The sequence below is a fragment of the Enterobacter sp. BIGb0383 genome (assembly GCF_003751845.1).
Lineage (GTDB): Bacteria > Pseudomonadota > Gammaproteobacteria > Enterobacterales > Enterobacteriaceae > BIGb0383.
The window spans coordinates 1,644,487-1,661,397 of the sequence record NZ_RJKQ01000001.1; the positions used below are offsets into that span (position 1 = coordinate 1,644,487).

Below are 16,911 nucleotides of genomic sequence, written 5' to 3' on the forward strand. Positions count from 1 at the left end.
AATCCTAATGTTACGTTTGGTGCTGTATTAAAAGCAAGTAACCCAAGGGCTCCAGGACTGTTGTATGCCGGTTTTTTTTATGCTTTCCTTATGATTACCTCACCTTTTCAAAGGAAGCACAGGTTTGACACCTTCATCGCAACACTATCTGGTCATCACCGCGCTGGGCGTCGACCGCACGGGTATCGTGAATACCATCACCCGCCATGTCAGCAGCTGCGGCTGTAATATCGAAGACAGCCGCCTGGCGATGCTGGGAGATGAGTTCACCTTTATCATGCTGCTGTCCGGCTCCTGGAATGCCATCACGATGATCGAATCAACCTTACCGTTGAAAGGTGCCGAGCTGGATTTGCTGATCGTGATGAAACGCACCACCGCGCAGCCGCGTCCGGCGATGCCTGCTACAGTATGGGTACAGGTCGAGGTTGACGATTCACCGCATCTTATCGAGCGCTTTACCGCACTGTTCGATAGCTGGCAGATGAATATCGCCGAGCTGGTTTCCCGTACCCAGCCGGGTAGCGGCACCGCAGCCCGGCTGTTTATTCAGATAACCGCTCACAGTCCAGCCTCCCAGGACACGTCAAATATTGAGCAAGCGTTCAAAGCCCTATGTACAGAATTGAATGCACAAGGCAGTATAAACATCGTCAACTATTCACAAAATGATGAACCGAACGGAGTTGTGTAATGAATCCACTGAAAGCCGGTGATATCGCACCGAAATTTAGCTTGCCCGACCAGGATGGCGAACAAGTAAATTTGACCGACTTCCAGGGACAGCGTGTTCTGGTCTATTTCTACCCGAAAGCCATGACGCCGGGCTGTACCGTTCAGGCCTGCGGCCTGCGCGATAGCATGGATGAGCTGAAAAAAGAGGGTGTCGACGTGCTGGGTATCAGCACCGACAAATCAGAAAAGCTGTCTCGCTTTGCCGATAAAGAGCTGCTGAACTTCACGCTGCTGTCTGATGAAGATCATCAGGTCTGCGAGCAGTTCGGTATCTGGGGTGAAAAAACCTTTATGGGTAAAACCTACGATGGTATTCACCGTACCAGCTTCCTGATCGACGTCGACGGCAAGGTCGAACATGTGTTCGACGATTTTAAAACCAGCAATCACCACGATGTGGTACTTAACTGGCTAAAAGAAAACGCCTGATTCTCTAAGAGAAAAGCCGACATCTTCGTCGGCTTTTTTTTATTCCTCTTCCACCGCCACCGCATCCGGCCAGGCATGAACCACCGCCTTAACCAGCGTCGCCAGCGGGATCGCAAAGAAGACGCCCCAGAACCCCCACAGCCCGCCGAAAATAATCACCGACAGAATGATCACCAGCGGATGCAGGTTGACCGCCTCAGAGAAGAGGACCGGCACCAGCAAGTTGCCATCCAGCGCCTGAATAATCAGATAGACCGCGAACAGGCTCCAGAACTCGGTGCTCAGGCCGAACTGGAACAGGGCCACGCCCACCACCGGGATCGTCACCACAAAGGCACCGATATAGGGGATCAGGACCGAGCACCCGACCAGCACCGCCAGCAGCAGCGAGTAGTTTAGCCCGAAGAGGATAAAGCCAATCCAGGTCGCCACGCCAACCACCACCATCTCCAGCACTTTGCCGCGGATATAGTTACTGATCTGCTGGTTCATCTCTTTCCAGACCTGACCGGCCAGGCCGCGATTACGCGGCAGCACGCGGCGTACCGCGTTCAGCATCTGATCTTTATCTTTCAGCAGGAAGAAGAGCATCAGCGGCACCAGCACCAGGTAGACCGCCAGCGTCAGCAGCCCCACCAGCGACGCCAGGGAGTATTTAACCACCGAGTCGCCCATCCCCAGCATTCGGCTGCGCATATTTTCGGCCATCGCATCAATGATGCCGGCGTCCATCAGCGCCGGATAGCGTCGCGGCAGCGTGGCGGCGAAGTCCGAGAGCTTATTGAGCATTCCCGGCATATCGCGGATCAGGTTAATGCCCTGCTGCCAGGCAACGGGCGCGACCACAAAGGCCAGCAGCAGCAGAATACCGACAAAGACCACCAGCACCAGCGAGGTCGCCCAGCGACGGGAGCAGCCTGCCCTTTCCAGCCTCACCGTCGGCCACTCCAGCAGATAGGCCAGCACCAGCGCCACCAGCAGCGGAGCCAGAAGACCGCTAAAGAAAAACAGAATACCAAAGCCGGCAACCAGAATAACCAGCAACGCAATCGCCTCCGGATCGCTGAATCGGCGGCGATACCACTGCATTAACATCTCAAGCATAAATTCCTTCTTTAAACGCCAGGCTGTGCTAAGAGATCGAATTGTATCTACTTGTCACAAAAAAGACTTCGCTTTTTATCAACAAGCAGACAAACATGAAAAGTTGGGTGAAGAGGATTTTCAACGCTGTCGCCTGCGGCTACACTCGCAGCTTGACCGGGATGAAACGTTATCCCCGGATGCGGGTCCAACAGACACAACGCACAACACAGGACAGTGGTTATGTTCAGGCAGTTTAAAAAAACGCTGGTGGCAACCCTGATAGCCACGCTGACACTCGGCCCGATGGCCCCGGCGTTTGCGCATTCTGCAGATACGCTACCGGATATGGGCACCACGGCCGGGAGCACGCTCTCCATCGGTCAGGAAATGCAGATGGGCGATTACTTCGTTCGTCAGCTGCGCGGCAGCGCACCGCTGATTAACGATCCGCTGCTGGTTCAGTATATTAACGGGCTGGGTACGCGCCTGGTAAACTCAGCCGACTCGGTGAAGACGCCCTTCCACTTCTATTTAATCAACAACGACGAGATCAACGCCTTTGCCTTCTTCGGCGGCAATGTGGTGCTGCACTCGGCGCTGTTCCGCTATTCCGACAACGAAAGCCAGCTGGCGTCAGTGATGGCGCACGAGATCTCCCACGTCACCCAGCGCCATCTGGCGCGTGCCATGGAAGACCAGAAACGCAATGCTCCTCTGACCTGGGCCGGTGCGCTGGGCTCCATTCTGCTGGCAATGGCCAACCCGCAGGCCGGGATGGCCGCCCTGACCGGTACCCTGGCAGGAACGCAGCAGGGGATGATCAGCTTTACCCAGCAGAATGAGCAGGAAGCGGACCGTATCGGTATTCAGGTACTGCAACGCGCAGGCTTTGATCCACAGGCGATGCCGACCTTCCTCGAAAAACTGCTGGATCAGTCACGCTACTCCTCTCGCCCGCCGGAAATGCTGCTGACGCACCCGCTGCCGGAAAGCCGACTCTCCGATGCGCGCAACCGCGCCAATCAGATGCGCCCCGTGGTTGTTCAGTCGTCGACGGAGTTCTATCTGGCAAAGGCCCGCACGCTGGGGATGTATAACTCCGGTCGTAATCAGTTGACCAGCGACCAGCTGGATAACTGGGCAAAAGGCAACGTGCGCGAACAGCAGGCCGCCCGGTATGGCCGTGCCTTGCAGGCGATGGAAGCGGGTAAGTATCCAGAAGCCCAGAAAGCGCTGCAGCCCCTGCTAAGCGCCGAGCCGAATAACCCCTGGTATCTGGACCTTGCTACCGATATCGATCTCGGCCAGAACAAAGCCACCGAGGCCATCGCCCGTCTGCGCAACAGCAAAGACGTGCGTATTAACCCGGTCCTGCAGCTGAACTTCGCCAACGCCCTGTTTAAAGGCGGCCAGCTGGCGGAAGCCTCCAGCGTGCTCAATCGCTATACGTTCAGTAATAAAGAGGACAGCAACGGCTGGGATCTGCTGGCTCAGGTGGAGAGCGCCCTCGGCCATCGCGACCAGGAGCTCGCCGCCCGCGCCGAAGGCCTGGCGCTGGCAGGCCGCCTCGACCAGGCGATTTCGCTGCTGAGCAGCGCCAGCTCGCAGGTCAAACTCGGCAGCCAGCAACAGGCGCGTTATGATGCGCGTATCGACCAGCTGCGCGGGCTACAGCAGCGCTTCCGCCCTTACGAAAAGATGTGATCAGGAGTAAAAATGACCGACGCCGTACAGATCTGGCATAACCCCCGCTGCTCAAAGAGCCGTGAAACTCTGAATCTGCTAAAAGAGAACGGCATCGAGCCGGAAGTGGTCCTGTATCTGGAGTCGCCGCCGGACGCGGCGACCCTCGGCAAGGTGCTGAAGATGCTGGGTATGAGTAGCGCTCGCGAGCTGATGCGCCAGAAAGAAGAGCTGTATAAAGCGCTGAATCTTGCAGACGCGACGCTGTCAGAAATGGCGCTGGTGCAGGCGCTGATCGACAATCCAAAGCTTATCGAGCGACCGATTGTTATCCACCAGGGTCAGGCAAGAATTGGCCGCCCGCCGGAGCAGGTGCTGGAAATCCTGCGCTAGTTCGCTCCCCTCTCCGGCAGCGGAGAGGATCAGCTACAGCTTAAGGGTCTCTTTCACAAAGGGGATGGTCAGCTTACGCTGGGCGGCAATCGAGGCGTGATCCAGTTCGTCGAGGGTCATAAACAGCGTACGCATTTCCCGATCCAGCCGTTTCAGCAGAAAACGCCCCACGTCTTCCTGCAGCTCAAAACCGCGCAGCCTGGCCCGCAGCTGCAGCGCCTGCAGTTTGTCGTCATCGGATAACGGCTGCAGACGGTAGATCTGCCCCCAGTCGAGACGCGAGGCCAGATCCGCCAGACCCAGATTCAGCTGGCGCGGCGGACGATCCCCGGTGATCAGCAGCCGGGTTTTACCGGCTTCCAGAATGCGGTTGTAGAGGTTGAAGATCGCCATCTCCCACAGTTCATCCCCGGCCACGCACTCGATATTGTCGATACAGACCAGCGAGAGCTGCTCCATCCCGTCGAGCACTTCCGGCACAAACCAGGTGCGTTTATCCAGCGGAACATAGCCCACGGCTTCACCACGCTGGGAAAGCTCGGCGCAGGCGGCGTGCAGCAAATGGCTGCGGCCAGCGCCTTCACGCGACCAGAAGTAGATATATCCGCTGTGTTCCTGGCGAAGCACGTTTTGTAACGCTGCCAGCAAAGAAGGGTTATCACCCGGCCAGAAACTGGCAAAAGTTTCGTCGTCGGGAAGATAGAGTGGCAAAGAGAGCTGTGCCGGTGCGTTCAGATGGACCTCAACATATTCTTACAGAATAACGCGAGGAGTTTATCACAGGAGTCTACCGGGCGGAATGCCCGCCCGGTCAATGCACGTTCGGTCAACGATCAGCGCAGTTGTTTTTCGTTCTCTTCCGCTTCCAGGATCTCTTCTTCCGGACGCAGGATGCTGATCAGTTTAAAGATCAGGCTCAGGCCCACGCCGACGATGGTCGCCAGCGCCATGCCTTTCAGCTCTGCCGCGCCGATATGCACCTTCGCGCCGCTCACGCCGATGATCAGGATCACCGAGGTCAGGATCAGGTTCTGCGCTTTGCTGTAATCCACTTTCGATTCGATCAGCACGCGAATACCGGACGCGCCGATCACCCCGTACAGCAGCAGCGAAACGCCGCCCATCACCGGAACCGGGATAATCTGGATCGCCGCCGCCAGTTTGCCGACGCAGGAGAGCAGGATAGCGAAGATTGCCGCGCCGCCGATAACCCAGGTGCTGTAGACGCGGGTAATCGCCATAACGCCGATGTTCTCACCGTAGGTGGTGTTCGGGGTTGAGCCGAAGAAACCGGAGAACATGGTCGACAGGCCGTTCGCAAACATGGAGCGGTGCAGGCCAGGGTCGCGGATCAGGTCTTTTTTCACGATATTCGCCGTTACCACCAGGTGACCCACGTGCTCGGCAATCACCACCAGCGCCGCCGGAAGAATAGTGAAGATGGCAAACCATTCAAAGCGCGGGGTATAGAAGGTCGGCAGTGCAAACCAGTGCGCCTGAGCAATCGGGGTGGTATCGACCACGCCCATCGCGAAGGAGAGCGCATAGCCCGCCAGGACACCAATCAGGATCGGGATAATGGCCATAAAGCCGCGGAACAGCACCGAGCCAAAAACGGTAACGCCGAGGGTGACCAGCGAGATGGTGATGGTTTTGGTATCTGCGGATTGACCGTCTGCCGGCAGCAGACCCGCCATGCTGGCCGCCACGCCGGCCAGTTCAAGACCGATAACGGCAACGATGGCACCCATCGCCGCCGGCGGGAACATCACGTCCAGCCAGCCGGTCCCGGCTTTTTTCACAATCAACGACACCACGCAGAACAGCGCGCCGCACATAATAAAGCCGCCCAGCGCGACCTCGTAGCCCAGCGGCAGAAGCAGCAGGACCGGCGAGATAAAGGCAAAGCTCGACCCCAGATAGGCAGGGATTTTTCCCTTACAGATAAAGAGATACAGCAGCGTGCCCACGCCGTTAAACAGCAGTACGGTGGCCGGGTTGATATGGAACAGAATGGGCACCAGAACGGTTGCGCCAAACATCGCAAACAGGTGCTGCAAACTAAGCGGAATCGTTTGCAATAGCGGTGGTCTTTCACTTACCCCGATTGTACGGCGCGTCATTGTGTTTTTCCTCAGCATGGTATTATGGTGGAACGGACCAAAAAAAAGCCGACTATCAAAGTCGGCTACTTTTTTATTATTTGTTACTTCGTACCAAAAATCTTGTCCCCGGCGTCGCCGAGGCCAGGGATAATGTACCCCTGTTCATTCAGACCCTGGTCAACGGATGCGGTGTAGAGCTCAACATCCGGGTGCGCTTTTTCCAGCGCAGCGATACCTTCCGGTGCCGCTACCAGAACCAGCACTTTAATGCTGTGGCAGCCCGCGTTTTTCAGCAGGTCGATGGTGGCGATCATTGAGCCACCGGTTGCCAGCATCGGGTCAACGACCAGCGCCATACGCTCGTCGATATTAGAAACCAGTTTCTGGAAGTACGGTACCGGCTCAAGCGTCTCTTCGTTACGGTAGATACCGACAACGCTGATACGCGCGCTCGGCACGTGCTCCAGTACGCCTTCCATCATGCCCAGACCGGCACGCAGAATCGGCACAACGGTAATCTTTTTACCTTTGATCTGCTCAACCTGAACCGGACCGTTCCAGCCTTCAATGGTGACTTTCTCGGTTTCCAGATCGGCGGTCGCTTCATAGGTCAGTAAGCTGCCAACTTCAGAGGCGAGTTCGCGAAAGCGCTTGGTGCTGACATCATGCTCACGCATCAAACCCAGCTTGTGTTTGACCAGTGGGTGTTTAACTTCCACTATCTTCATACTCTTTCTCCTCTGAGGGGCAGCCAAAAAAATCGCCGGATTATACCGTTTTTTTTCGTTAGCGCCATACCCTGTATCATTGACCAGGATCAACCAAAGTCGCAAAGGGCGCGCCAGAGAGTATACGACACGCTAAAAAAAACCCTGCCGGATGGACAGGGTCTTATTGTTAACAATCTGAATATTAAATGTTTTCACCGTTGCTGCTGATGACTTTCTGGTACCACGAGAATGATTTCTTATGGCTGCGCGCCAGGGAGCCTTTCCCTTCGTTATCTTTATCAACGTAGATAAAGCCGTAGCGTTTTTTCATCTCGCCGGTCCCGGCGGAGACCAGATCGATACAGCCCCACGGGGTGTAGCCCATCAGATCCACGCCATCTTCCACCACCGCTTTTTTCATTTCGCGGATATGCGCCGCGAGATACTCGATGCGGTACTGGTCGTTGACCATGCCGTCGCTTTCCGGCACGTCAATCGCGCCAAAGCCGTTTTCGACGATAAACAGCGGCAGCTGATAGTGGTCATAGAACCAGTTCAGGGAATAACGCAGACCCGCCGGGTCAATCTGCCAGCCCCAGTCGGATTTCTGCACGTAAGGGTTGGAGACCAGATGTTTGCTTTCGTCGTAATCCAGCTGCGGGTTGTCCGCCGTCGCTTTGGTGGCAAAGGACATATAGTAGCTAAAGCCGATATAGTCGACGCAGCCCTGCTTCAGCGCCGCCCGGTCGGCATCGGTGATATCGAGCTTAAAGCCGCGACGGTCGAAGTAGTTCAGCAGATGCTGCGGATATTTACCGCGCACGTGCACGTCGGTAAACCAGTAGCGACGGTGCATGGCGTTCATCGCCATCATCATATCGTCCGGCGCACAGGTCAGCGGATAGATAGGGCACATGGCAATCATGCAGCCAATCTGCAGATCCGGGTTGATGCGCCGTGCGGCGGCCACCGCCAGAGCGCTCGCCACCAGCTCATAGTGTGCGGCCTGATACATCACCGGCTCGCGATCCTCTTCCGGTTTGTACTTGAGGCCGGAGTTAGTGAACGGGGCAAAATCTTCGTGGTAGTTCGCCTGGTTGTTGATCTCGTTAAAGGTCATCCAGTACTTCACCTTATGCTGATAGCGGGTGAAGACCACTTCGGAGAAGCGCACGAAAAAGTCGATCAGCTTACGGTTGCGCCAGCCGCCGTATTCGGTGACCAGATGGTAAGGCATCTCAAAGTGAGACAGGGTAATGACCGGCTCGATACCGTACTTCAGGCATTCGTCAAACAGGTCGTCATAAAACGCCAGTCCGGCTTCGTTCGGCTCTGACTCATCGCCTTTCGGGAAAATACGCGTCCAGGCGATGGAAGTGCGGAAACATTTAAAGCCCATATCCGCAAACAGTTTGATGTCGTCTTTATAGCGATGATAGAAATCAATCGCCTCGTGGTTCGGGTAGTTTTTCCCCGGCAGAACGCCGTCGGTAATTTCACGCACCACGCCGTGCGCGCCTGCGGTCATCACGTCCGCGACGCTGATGCCTTTACCGCCTTCCTGCCAGCCGCCTTCCAGCTGATGTGCCGCTACCGCCCCGCCCCACAAAAAACCGTCTTTAAATCCAGACATCTGTCATTCCCTCTTAGCATTTGATTTAAAAGTAAATAACCTTAATCTCGCGCTCACCGAAACCGGTTTCATAAAAAGGATGTTCGTTTTGGCTTCCGGGTGCAAGGACATCCGGCCCTCGTCTGCCATTTTCGTGAAGGCGGTCAACTTTGCGTTATCGCCTGCAACAAATCAGGAAAATCGCGAGGCGGGCGAAACATCGCGAATAAGGGACTCGCAAACGTTTGCCTGGACTGTTAGAATTGCGCCGATTTTTCTTTCTATCGCATAAGCGTGGGGACTTTGCAGTGACCGATAAAACCTCTCTCAGCTATAAAGACGCCGGCGTTGATATCGACGCGGGTAACGATCTGGTCGACCGTATCAAAGGGGTAGTGAAAAAAACCCGTCGCCCGGAAGTGATGGGTGGACTCGGCGGTTTTGGCGCACTGTGCGCGCTCCCGCAGAAATACCGCGAGCCGGTTCTGGTCTCCGGCACCGACGGCGTCGGCACCAAGCTGCGTCTGGCGATGGATCTTAAGCGTCACGACACCATCGGCATCGATCTGGTGGCCATGTGCGTGAATGACCTGGTGGTTCAGGGCGCTGAGCCGCTGTTCTTCCTCGACTACTACGCCACCGGCAAACTGGACGTCGACACCGCGGCCAGCGTGATCACCGGTATCGCTGAAGGCTGTCTGCAGTCCGGCTGTGCGCTGGTCGGCGGCGAAACGGCGGAAATGCCGGGTATGTACCACGGCGACGATTACGACGTGGCCGGTTTCTGCGTCGGCGTAGTGGAAAAATCAGAAATTATCGACGGGTCGAAAGTAACCGACGGCGACGTGCTGGTGGCGCTGGCGTCCAGCGGTCCGCACTCTAACGGCTACTCGCTGGTACGCAAAATCCTCGAAGTTAGCGGCAGCGATCCGCTGACCACCGACCTGGAAGGCAAACCGCTGGCGGACCACCTGCTGGAACCGACCCGCATCTACGTCAAATCCGTGCTGGAGCTGATCGAAAACGTCGAGGTGCACGCGATTGCTCACCTGACCGGCGGCGGCTTCTGGGAAAATATCCCGCGCGTCCTGCCGGACAACACCCAGGCGGTGATCGACGAGTCTTCATGGCAGTGGCCAGCCGTCTTCAGCTGGATGCAGAATGCCGGTAACGTCAGCCGTCACGAAATGTACCGCACTTTTAACTGCGGCGTCGGTATGCTGGTGGCCCTGCCAGCGGCTGAGGCGGATAAAGCCATTACGCTATTGAACGCCAAAGGTGAAAAGGCGTGGAAAATCGGTATTATCAAAGCATCCGATTCCGAGCAGCGTGTGGTTATTGAATAATGAAAAACATTGTGGTGCTTATTTCCGGCAGCGGAAGTAATTTGCAGGCGATTATCGACGCCTGCAAACAGAAGAAAATCAATGGCGCCATACGTGCAGTGTTCAGTAATAAGGCCGACGCGTTCGGCCTGCAACGCGCCAGCGAGGCCGGTATTGCCGGCCATGCGCTGACCGCCAGCCAGTTCCCCAGCCGTGAAGCCTTTGACCGTCAGTTGATGAACGAGATCGACGCTTACGCGCCCGATCTGGTGGTGCTGGCGGGCTATATGCGCATCCTCAGCCCGGAATTTGTCGCCCACTATCAGGGCCGCCTTATCAATATCCACCCTTCCCTGCTGCCAAAATATCCCGGCCTGAATACCCATCGTCAGGTGCTGGAAAACGGCGATGAGGAGCACGGCACTTCCGTCCACTTCGTCACCGACGAACTCGACGGTGGCCCGGTGATTCTGCAGGCTAAAATCCCGGTCTTTGAGGGCGATGATGAAGACGAGATCCAGGCGCGAGTTCAGGCCCAGGAGCACGCTATTTATCCGCTGGTGGTAAGCTGGTTTATCGAAGGCCGTCTGCAGATGCGCGACGGCGCCGCCTGGCTTGACGGTGCACCGCTGTCAGCCGAAGGTTATGCGGCAGAAGAGTAATCTCCCGCCGTCCCCCGTTCGGGCGGCGGCTTTTTTTTCCCCTGCGTTTAACGCTGCAAATCGTTGTCATATCTACATATAAATGCGCTATTCCTCGCTTAAGTGTCATACTTTTCTGGCACAGTTGGACATATCATGGCAAAGCTCGCCATAATACAGTCGAGACGGATTTGCCACGTCCTGTGAATGAACTGGAGTGTGAGTAGTAATGGGTCAGGAAAAACTTTATATCGAGAAAGAACTCAGCTGGTTATCGTTCAACGAGCGCGTCCTGCAGGAAGCGGCGGATAAAGCGAACCCGCTGATTGAGCGGATGCGCTTTCTGGGCATCTATTCCAACAACCTTGACGAGTTTTACAAGGTCCGGTTTGCCGAATTAAAGCGCCGCATGATCATCAACGCGGAGCAGGGTATTACGGATCACTCTCGTCACCTTCTTGGTAAGATCCAGACCCGCGTTCTGAAAGCCGATCAGGAGTTCGACAGCCTCTATAACGAGCTGCTGCTCGAAATGGCCCGCAATCAGATCTTCCTGATCAACGAGCGTCAGCTCTCGGAAAACCAGCAGAACTGGCTGCATCATTACTTTAAGCACCATCTGCGCCAGCACATCACGCCGATTCTGATCAACCGCGAAACCAATCTGGTTGAGTTCCTTAAAGACGACTACACCTATCTGGCGGTCGAGATTATTCGCGGCGATGCGATTCGCTACGCGCTGCTGGAAATCCCGTCGGATAAAGTCCCGCGCTTCGTCAATTTGCCGCCGGAAGCGCCGCGCCGTCGCAAGCCGATGATCCTGCTCGATAACATCCTGCGCTACTGCCTGGACGACATCTTCAAAGGCTTCTTCGACTATGACGCGCTGAACGCCTACTCGATGAAGATGACCCGCGACGCCGAATATGACCTGGTCCACGAGATGGAATCCAGCCTGATGGAGCTCATGTCGTCGAGCCTGAAACAGCGCCTGACGGCGGAGCCGGTCCGCTTTGTGTACCAGCGCGATATGCCGGATGCGATGGTCGAAATGCTGCGTGAGAAACTGAGTATCTCCCGCTACGACTCCATTATTCCCGGCGGCCGCTACCACAACTTCAAAGACTTTATTGGCTTCCCGAACGTCGGCAAAGCCAACCTGGTCAATAAGCCGCTGCCGCAGCTGCGGCATATCTGGTTCGATAAGTTCCGCAACGGCTTTGACGCCATTCGCGAACGCGACGTGCTGCTCTACTATCCGTACCACACCTTTGAGCACGTGCTGGAACTGCTGCGTCAGGCCTCCTTCGACCCGAGCGTGCTGGCGATTAAGATCAACATCTACCGCGTGGCAAAAGACTCGCGCATTATCGATGCCATGATCCACGCCGCGCACAACGCCAAGAAAGTGACGGTGGTGGTCGAGCTGCAGGCGCGCTTCGATGAAGAAGCCAATATTCACTGGGCGAAGCGACTCACCGAAGCCGGCGTGCACGTGATCTTCTCCGCGCCGGGCCTGAAAATCCACGCCAAGCTGTTCCTGATCTCGCGTAAAGAAGGCGACGAGGTCGTGCGCTACGCGCATATCGGCACCGGTAACTTTAACGAGAAAACCGCCCGCATCTATACGGACTACTCGCTGCTGACCGCCGATGCGCGCATCACCAACGAAGTGCGTCGGGTATTCAACTTTATTGAGAACCCGTACCGCCCGGTAAGCTTTGACTACCTGCTGGTTTCACCGCAGAACTCGCGTCCTCTGCTGTATAAGATGATCGACAAAGAAATCAGCAACGCCCAGAACGGCCTGCCGTCCGGGATCACCCTGAAGCTCAACAACCTGGTCGATAAAGGCCTGGTGGATCGGCTGTATGCCGCATCCGGCGCGGGTGTTCCGGTGAACCTGCTGGTGCGCGGCATGTGCTCGCTGCTGCCACAGGTGGAAGGACTCAGTGAAAATATTCGCGTGATCAGCATCGTTGACCGTTACCTTGAGCACGATCGCATCTATATTTTTGAAAGCGGCGGCGAGAAAAACGTCTGGCTCTCCTCCGCAGACTGGATGACGCGCAATATCGACTACCGTATTGAAGTGGCCGCGCCGCTGCTCGATCCGCGTCTGAAGCAGCAGCTGCTGACGATTATCGATATGCAGTTAAACGACACGGTAAAAGCGCGCTATCTGGATAAAGAACTCAGTAACCGCTATGTACCACGCGGGAATCGTCGTAAAGTACGCGCCCAACTGGCGATTTACGACTATATCAAATCACTTGAGCAACCCGACTAATCTATGCCGATAAACGAAAATATCCCGCGGCCACAGGAATTTGCCGCGGTGGACCTCGGTTCGAACAGTTTTCATATGGTCATTGCCCGCGTCGTGGATGGCGCAATGCAGATCATCGGACGCCTGAAACAGCGCGTACATCTGGCTGATGGCCTGGACAAAAACAGCCGACTGAGCGAAGAGGCAATGGAGCGTGGGCTGAGCTGCCTGTCGCTGTTTGCCGAACGTCTGCAGGGGTTTGAACCGTCCAGCGTCTGTATCGTCGGGACGCATACGCTGCGCCAGGCGACGAATGCCGCAGAATTTCTCAAGCGGGCGGAGAAAGTGATCCCCTACCCGATTGAAATTATCTCCGGCAATGAAGAAGCGCGTCTGATTTTTATGGGCGTTGAACATACGCAGCCGGAGCGTGGCCGCAAGCTGGTTATCGATATCGGCGGCGGCTCGACGGAGCTGGTGATCGGCGAAGACTTCGAGCCGCGTCTGGTGGAAAGCCGCCGTATGGGCTGCGTCAGCTTTGCCCAGCTCTATTTCCCGGGCGGGACCATCAACCGGGAAAACTTCCAGCGCGCACGCCTGTCGGCGGTACAGCAGCTGGAAAACCTGGCCTGGCAGTATCGCATTCAGGGCTGGAACGTGGCGCTGGGCGCCTCTGGCACCATCAAGGCGGCCCATGAAGTGCTGGTTGAGATGGGCGAGAAAGACGGTTTTATCACGCCGGAACGTCTGGAAATGCTGGTCGAAGAGGTGCTAAAGCACCAAAACTTCGACGCACTCAGCCTGCCGGGCCTGTCGGAAGAGCGTAAAGCCGTCTTTGTGCCGGGGCTGTCTATCCTCTGCGGCGTGTTCGATGCCCTGGGGATCCGCGAGCTGCGTCTCTCTGACGGCGCGCTGCGTGAAGGCGTGCTGTATGAAATGGAAGGCCGCTTCCGCCACCAGGATATTCGCAGCCGCACCGCGCAAAGCCTGGCGAACCAGTACAATATCGACCGTGACCAGGCCCGTCGGGTGCTGGAGACCACGACCCTGATCTACGAACAGTGGCAGGCGCAGAATCCGAAGCTGGCGACCCCGCCGCTGGCGGCGCTGCTGAAGTGGGCGGCGATGCTGCATGAGGTCGGGCTGAATATCAATCACAGCGGGATGCACCGCCATTCAGCCTATATTCTGCAAAACAGTGATTTGCCCGGCTTCAATCAGGAGCAGCAGGCGATGATGGCCACGCTGGTGCGCTACCACCGTAAAGCCATCAAGCTTGACGATCTGCCGCGCTTTACCCTGTACAAGAAAAAGCAGTTCCTGCCGCTGATTCAGATCCTGCGCCTCGGCGTACTGCTGAATAACCAGCGCCAGGCGACCACCACGCCGCCGACGCTTACCCTGAAAACTGACGATCATCACTGGACCCTGAGCTTCCCGCACGACTGGTTTAGCCAGAATGCGCTGGTGCTGCTGGATCTGGAACGCGAACAGCAGTTCTGGGAAGCCGTTACCGGCTGGCTGCTGAAGATCAAAGAGGAAGACGCGCCGGTCGCCGTCGCCTGACGACTCAGGCCGGTTCTGCCAGCCGCTGCTTCGCGCCCAGCGTTGCCAGCGGCACCGGTTTACCCATCATGCTTCCCTGCCAGTAATCGATACCCAGCGCCGACACGGCGCTGCGTATTTCCTCGCTATCAACGCCGCCTGCCGTCACCATCATATTCTGCGCGCGCGCCAGAAGGCCGATGGAAACCACGATCTGATAATCAACGCTGTTAACCGCCATATTGCGGATAAAATCCCCTTCGATCTTCAGAATATCGGCATGGACATCTTTCAGGCGGGCATAGCTGGCGCAGCCTGAGCCAAAGGCATCAACGGCCACGCGGCAGCCCAGTTTCTGCAGCTGTTCCATGGTCTGATTGACATGGGACATCTCCAGGTGCAGCGTATCATCAACCCTGAAGATTAACTGCCACGGCTCGATCGCGTACTGCGCGATCAACGCCTCGACCTGCTGCGGTAAGCGTGCGCGGCTCACCGACGCAGAAGAGAGCGGCAGCGCCAGCCGCAGACCGGACAGCGTCCCGCGCAGGCGTGCCATCTCCTTCAGCGCGTGCTCGATCATCCACATATCAATGCGAGACGACAGGCCAAACTCGTGCGCCACCGGCATAAAGGTATCCGCCCCCATCGTTTTCCCGTCTTCATCCGTCATTTGCAGCAGCACTTCATAGTAGCTGTCTCCGCGCATACCTTCGACCGGGCGGACAAATAGCTGGAAGCGATCGTTATCCAGCGCCTGCTGCAGGCGGTTCATCAAACTCACTTTTCCCTTCAGCACCTGCTGTAAATGGGTCGCCCCACGCTGCTGGAGGCTTTCGGGATGGTTTGTCACCAGCGACACATCGGCAATGGTGCTCAGCTCCCCGAGCAGCAGATAGAGATGGCTTACCGGCGATCGCACATAGCAGTAGCTCATTCCGACCGGCGGCTGCAGGGGAACATCGTCCCACAGAAAACGAAACGACTTAATGCGTGCATCCAGCTCATCGATACGCGACTCATGCGACTCGGTATTCAGCCGGATAGCCAGGTCATAGCCGGAAAGCTGATAAACACACTCGCCCTCCTGCAACAGCGGCGTCAGCCAGTCCGCCAGCCACTGTTTGTACTGGATCCGCAGCATCAGGCCATAGTTACGTCCTAAGGGCTCGAGATCCGGAATCCGCAGCAGGCACAGTATCGACCAGGGCGCATTGCCCAGCGCACGGTTTAGCGCCCGCAGGTTTGGCATATGCAGCAGCGGGTCCAGAAGCGCCAGCCGACGCGAGCGCTCATTGGCCTGGCGCTGGCGCGTGCACAGCATGGCCATATAAATCACGGTAAATGAGAACACCAGATAGCTGGATGAGGTGATCGCCATTTGCCGACTGTAAACCGGGGACCAGGGGAGATAGCTGGAGTGAAAATTGATCGTCACAATCAGGACCGGCGCCCACAGGAGTGACATAAAACGATGACCAAAGCGCATCGACCCCCACAGAGCCACCGGGAGCACCAGCGAAAGCGTGTAGTTGGTACTGAACAATGTGCTGTGCTCATTGAGAGGCAGCAGCAGCATGGCCACCAGCCCTACCAGCAGACAGGACCAGACAATGACTTCCTGACGTTTAATTTTGGGGTCAAACTGCGCACGCAGCTGGGAAACAAAGCTGCGGATATAGAACGGGTTGCGAATCACCCGGATCAGGGTATAGCACAGCGGAATTCCGGTAAGCCCCCCGACCAGCATGGCCTGATAGCTAATCAGGGTACGGACGTTGAGCGGATTACTGCCCGCCAGATCGCGGAAATTACGGTAAATCCCCAGACTAAGCGCGATTTCCAGCAGAACCATAAACAACGTTGACAGGCAAAACACCTGCCAGAACAGACGACGGTACATAAGCTGTTCATGGCCATAGGAGACTTTATAGCGACGGGGCACCGATAACCTGTACCCGCCCCAGCAGAAGATCACCGGGATAATAAAATGGGCAATGGCAATAATGACTTCTACTTCAGGTATTCTGCCGTGAAAATGCAGCCACAGCGCGAGAATCATCCCCGGCAGCGCCTTCCAGCCGTAGAAAAGCATCATGCTCATCATCAGCGCCAGCGGCAGATAATAAAGAATGACCGTGCCGCCTTCGATGTAAGCGAAGGTATCAGCGTGGCGAAGGAGCGGTAATAGCAGCGGGGGTAAAAAGAGCGGAAGCGCCCACCATTTATCGCAATATTTTTTATAAATACGAATTAACGTCATAAATACTCTACAGAAAACCCACTTCCCGCAGGGTATTCAGACAGCGTCCTGCCTGACAATGGCTGTTAAAAAATAGACATAGCGATTCGCATTTTAATGTTCACCCGCCGCAATT

14 protein-coding genes are annotated in these 16,911 nt (G+C 56.3%); 8 read left to right on the forward strand and 6 right to left on the reverse strand.

Annotation, left to right across the window (positions count from 1 at the left end; genetic code table 11):
* Positions 1-124 precede the first annotated feature (124 nt).
* Both EDF81_RS07835 and bcp read left to right on the forward strand, forming a co-directional pair.
* Positions 125-694, forward strand: a complete 570-nt coding sequence (locus EDF81_RS07835) for a glycine cleavage system transcriptional repressor (RefSeq protein ID WP_123347506.1) — start codon at positions 125-127, stop codon at positions 692-694.
* On the forward strand, positions 694-1,164 hold the full coding sequence (gene bcp / locus EDF81_RS07840) for a thioredoxin-dependent thiol peroxidase (RefSeq protein ID WP_123347507.1): 471 nt from the start codon (positions 694-696) through the stop codon (positions 1,162-1,164). Before EDF81_RS07835 ends, bcp begins: the two co-directional genes overlap by 1 nt.
* 39 nt (positions 1,165-1,203) lie before the next feature.
* On the opposite strand, the gene EDF81_RS07845 is transcribed toward bcp, so the two are convergent.
* Complete coding sequence (locus EDF81_RS07845; RefSeq protein WP_123347508.1) at positions 1,204-2,268, reverse strand: AI-2E family transporter; 1,065 nt, start codon at positions 2,266-2,268, stop codon at positions 1,204-1,206.
* 222 nt (positions 2,269-2,490) lie between these two features.
* On the opposite strand from EDF81_RS07845, the gene bepA reads away from it, so the two are divergent.
* Positions 2,491-3,954 carry a beta-barrel assembly-enhancing protease gene (gene bepA, locus EDF81_RS07850; RefSeq protein ID WP_123347509.1) on the forward strand — a complete coding sequence of 488 codons (1,464 nt, stop codon included), beginning with the start codon at positions 2,491-2,493 and terminating at the stop codon, positions 3,952-3,954.
* 12 nt (positions 3,955-3,966) lie between these two features.
* Positions 3,967-4,326 carry an arsenate reductase (glutaredoxin) gene (gene arsC, locus EDF81_RS07855; protein ID WP_123347510.1) on the forward strand — a complete coding sequence of 120 codons (360 nt, stop codon included), beginning with the start codon at positions 3,967-3,969 and terminating at the stop codon, positions 4,324-4,326.
* Positions 4,327-4,359: 33 nt separating this feature from the next.
* Here arsC and EDF81_RS07860 read toward each other — a convergent pair whose 3' ends face one another.
* From EDF81_RS07860 to EDF81_RS07875, 4 genes are all read right to left on the reverse strand, one after another.
* Positions 4,360-5,061, reverse strand: a complete 702-nt coding sequence (locus EDF81_RS07860) for a DnaA inactivator Hda (protein ID WP_123347511.1) — start codon at positions 5,059-5,061, stop codon at positions 4,360-4,362.
* Positions 5,062-5,159: 98 nt separating this feature from the next.
* Complete coding sequence (uraA, locus tag EDF81_RS07865; protein ID WP_123347512.1) at positions 5,160-6,449, reverse strand: uracil permease; 1,290 nt, start codon at positions 6,447-6,449, stop codon at positions 5,160-5,162.
* Between the two features lie 83 nt (positions 6,450-6,532).
* Complete coding sequence (gene upp / locus EDF81_RS07870) at positions 6,533-7,159, reverse strand: uracil phosphoribosyltransferase (RefSeq protein WP_123347513.1); 627 nt, start codon at positions 7,157-7,159, stop codon at positions 6,533-6,535.
* Positions 7,160-7,343: 184 nt separating this feature from the next.
* Positions 7,344-8,774, reverse strand: coding sequence for a 6-phospho-beta-glucosidase (locus tag EDF81_RS07875; RefSeq protein WP_123347514.1), 1,431 nt, complete (start codon positions 8,772-8,774; stop codon positions 7,344-7,346).
* 287 nt (positions 8,775-9,061) lie between these two features.
* Here EDF81_RS07875 and purM point away from each other — a divergent pair, with 287 nt between their 5' ends.
* The 4 genes from purM to ppx all read left to right on the forward strand — a co-directional run bounded on the left by purM (position 9,062) and on the right by ppx (position 14,554).
* On the forward strand, positions 9,062-10,099 hold the full coding sequence (gene purM / locus EDF81_RS07880) for a phosphoribosylformylglycinamidine cyclo-ligase (RefSeq protein ID WP_123347515.1): 1,038 nt from the start codon (positions 9,062-9,064) through the stop codon (positions 10,097-10,099).
* The gene (gene purN, locus EDF81_RS07885; RefSeq protein ID WP_123347516.1) at positions 10,099-10,740 is read left to right on the forward strand and encodes a phosphoribosylglycinamide formyltransferase; all 642 of its coding nucleotides are present in this window, start codon (positions 10,099-10,101) and stop codon (positions 10,738-10,740) included. Before purM ends, purN begins: the two co-directional genes overlap by 1 nt.
* A gap of 208 nt (positions 10,741-10,948) precedes the next feature.
* Positions 10,949-13,009 carry a polyphosphate kinase 1 gene (gene ppk1 / locus EDF81_RS07890; protein WP_123347517.1) on the forward strand — a complete coding sequence of 687 codons (2,061 nt, stop codon included), beginning with the start codon at positions 10,949-10,951 and terminating at the stop codon, positions 13,007-13,009.
* Between the two features lie 3 nt (positions 13,010-13,012).
* Positions 13,013-14,554: an exopolyphosphatase gene (gene ppx, locus EDF81_RS07895; RefSeq protein WP_123347518.1), complete on the forward strand. Its 1,542-nt coding sequence runs from the start codon at positions 13,013-13,015 to the stop codon at positions 14,552-14,554.
* 4 nt (positions 14,555-14,558) lie between these two features.
* Here ppx and EDF81_RS07900 read toward each other — a convergent pair whose 3' ends face one another.
* On the reverse strand, positions 14,559-16,796 hold the full coding sequence (locus EDF81_RS07900; protein WP_123347519.1) for an EAL domain-containing protein: 2,238 nt from the start codon (positions 16,794-16,796) through the stop codon (positions 14,559-14,561).
* Between the last annotated feature and the right edge of the window lie 115 nt (positions 16,797-16,911).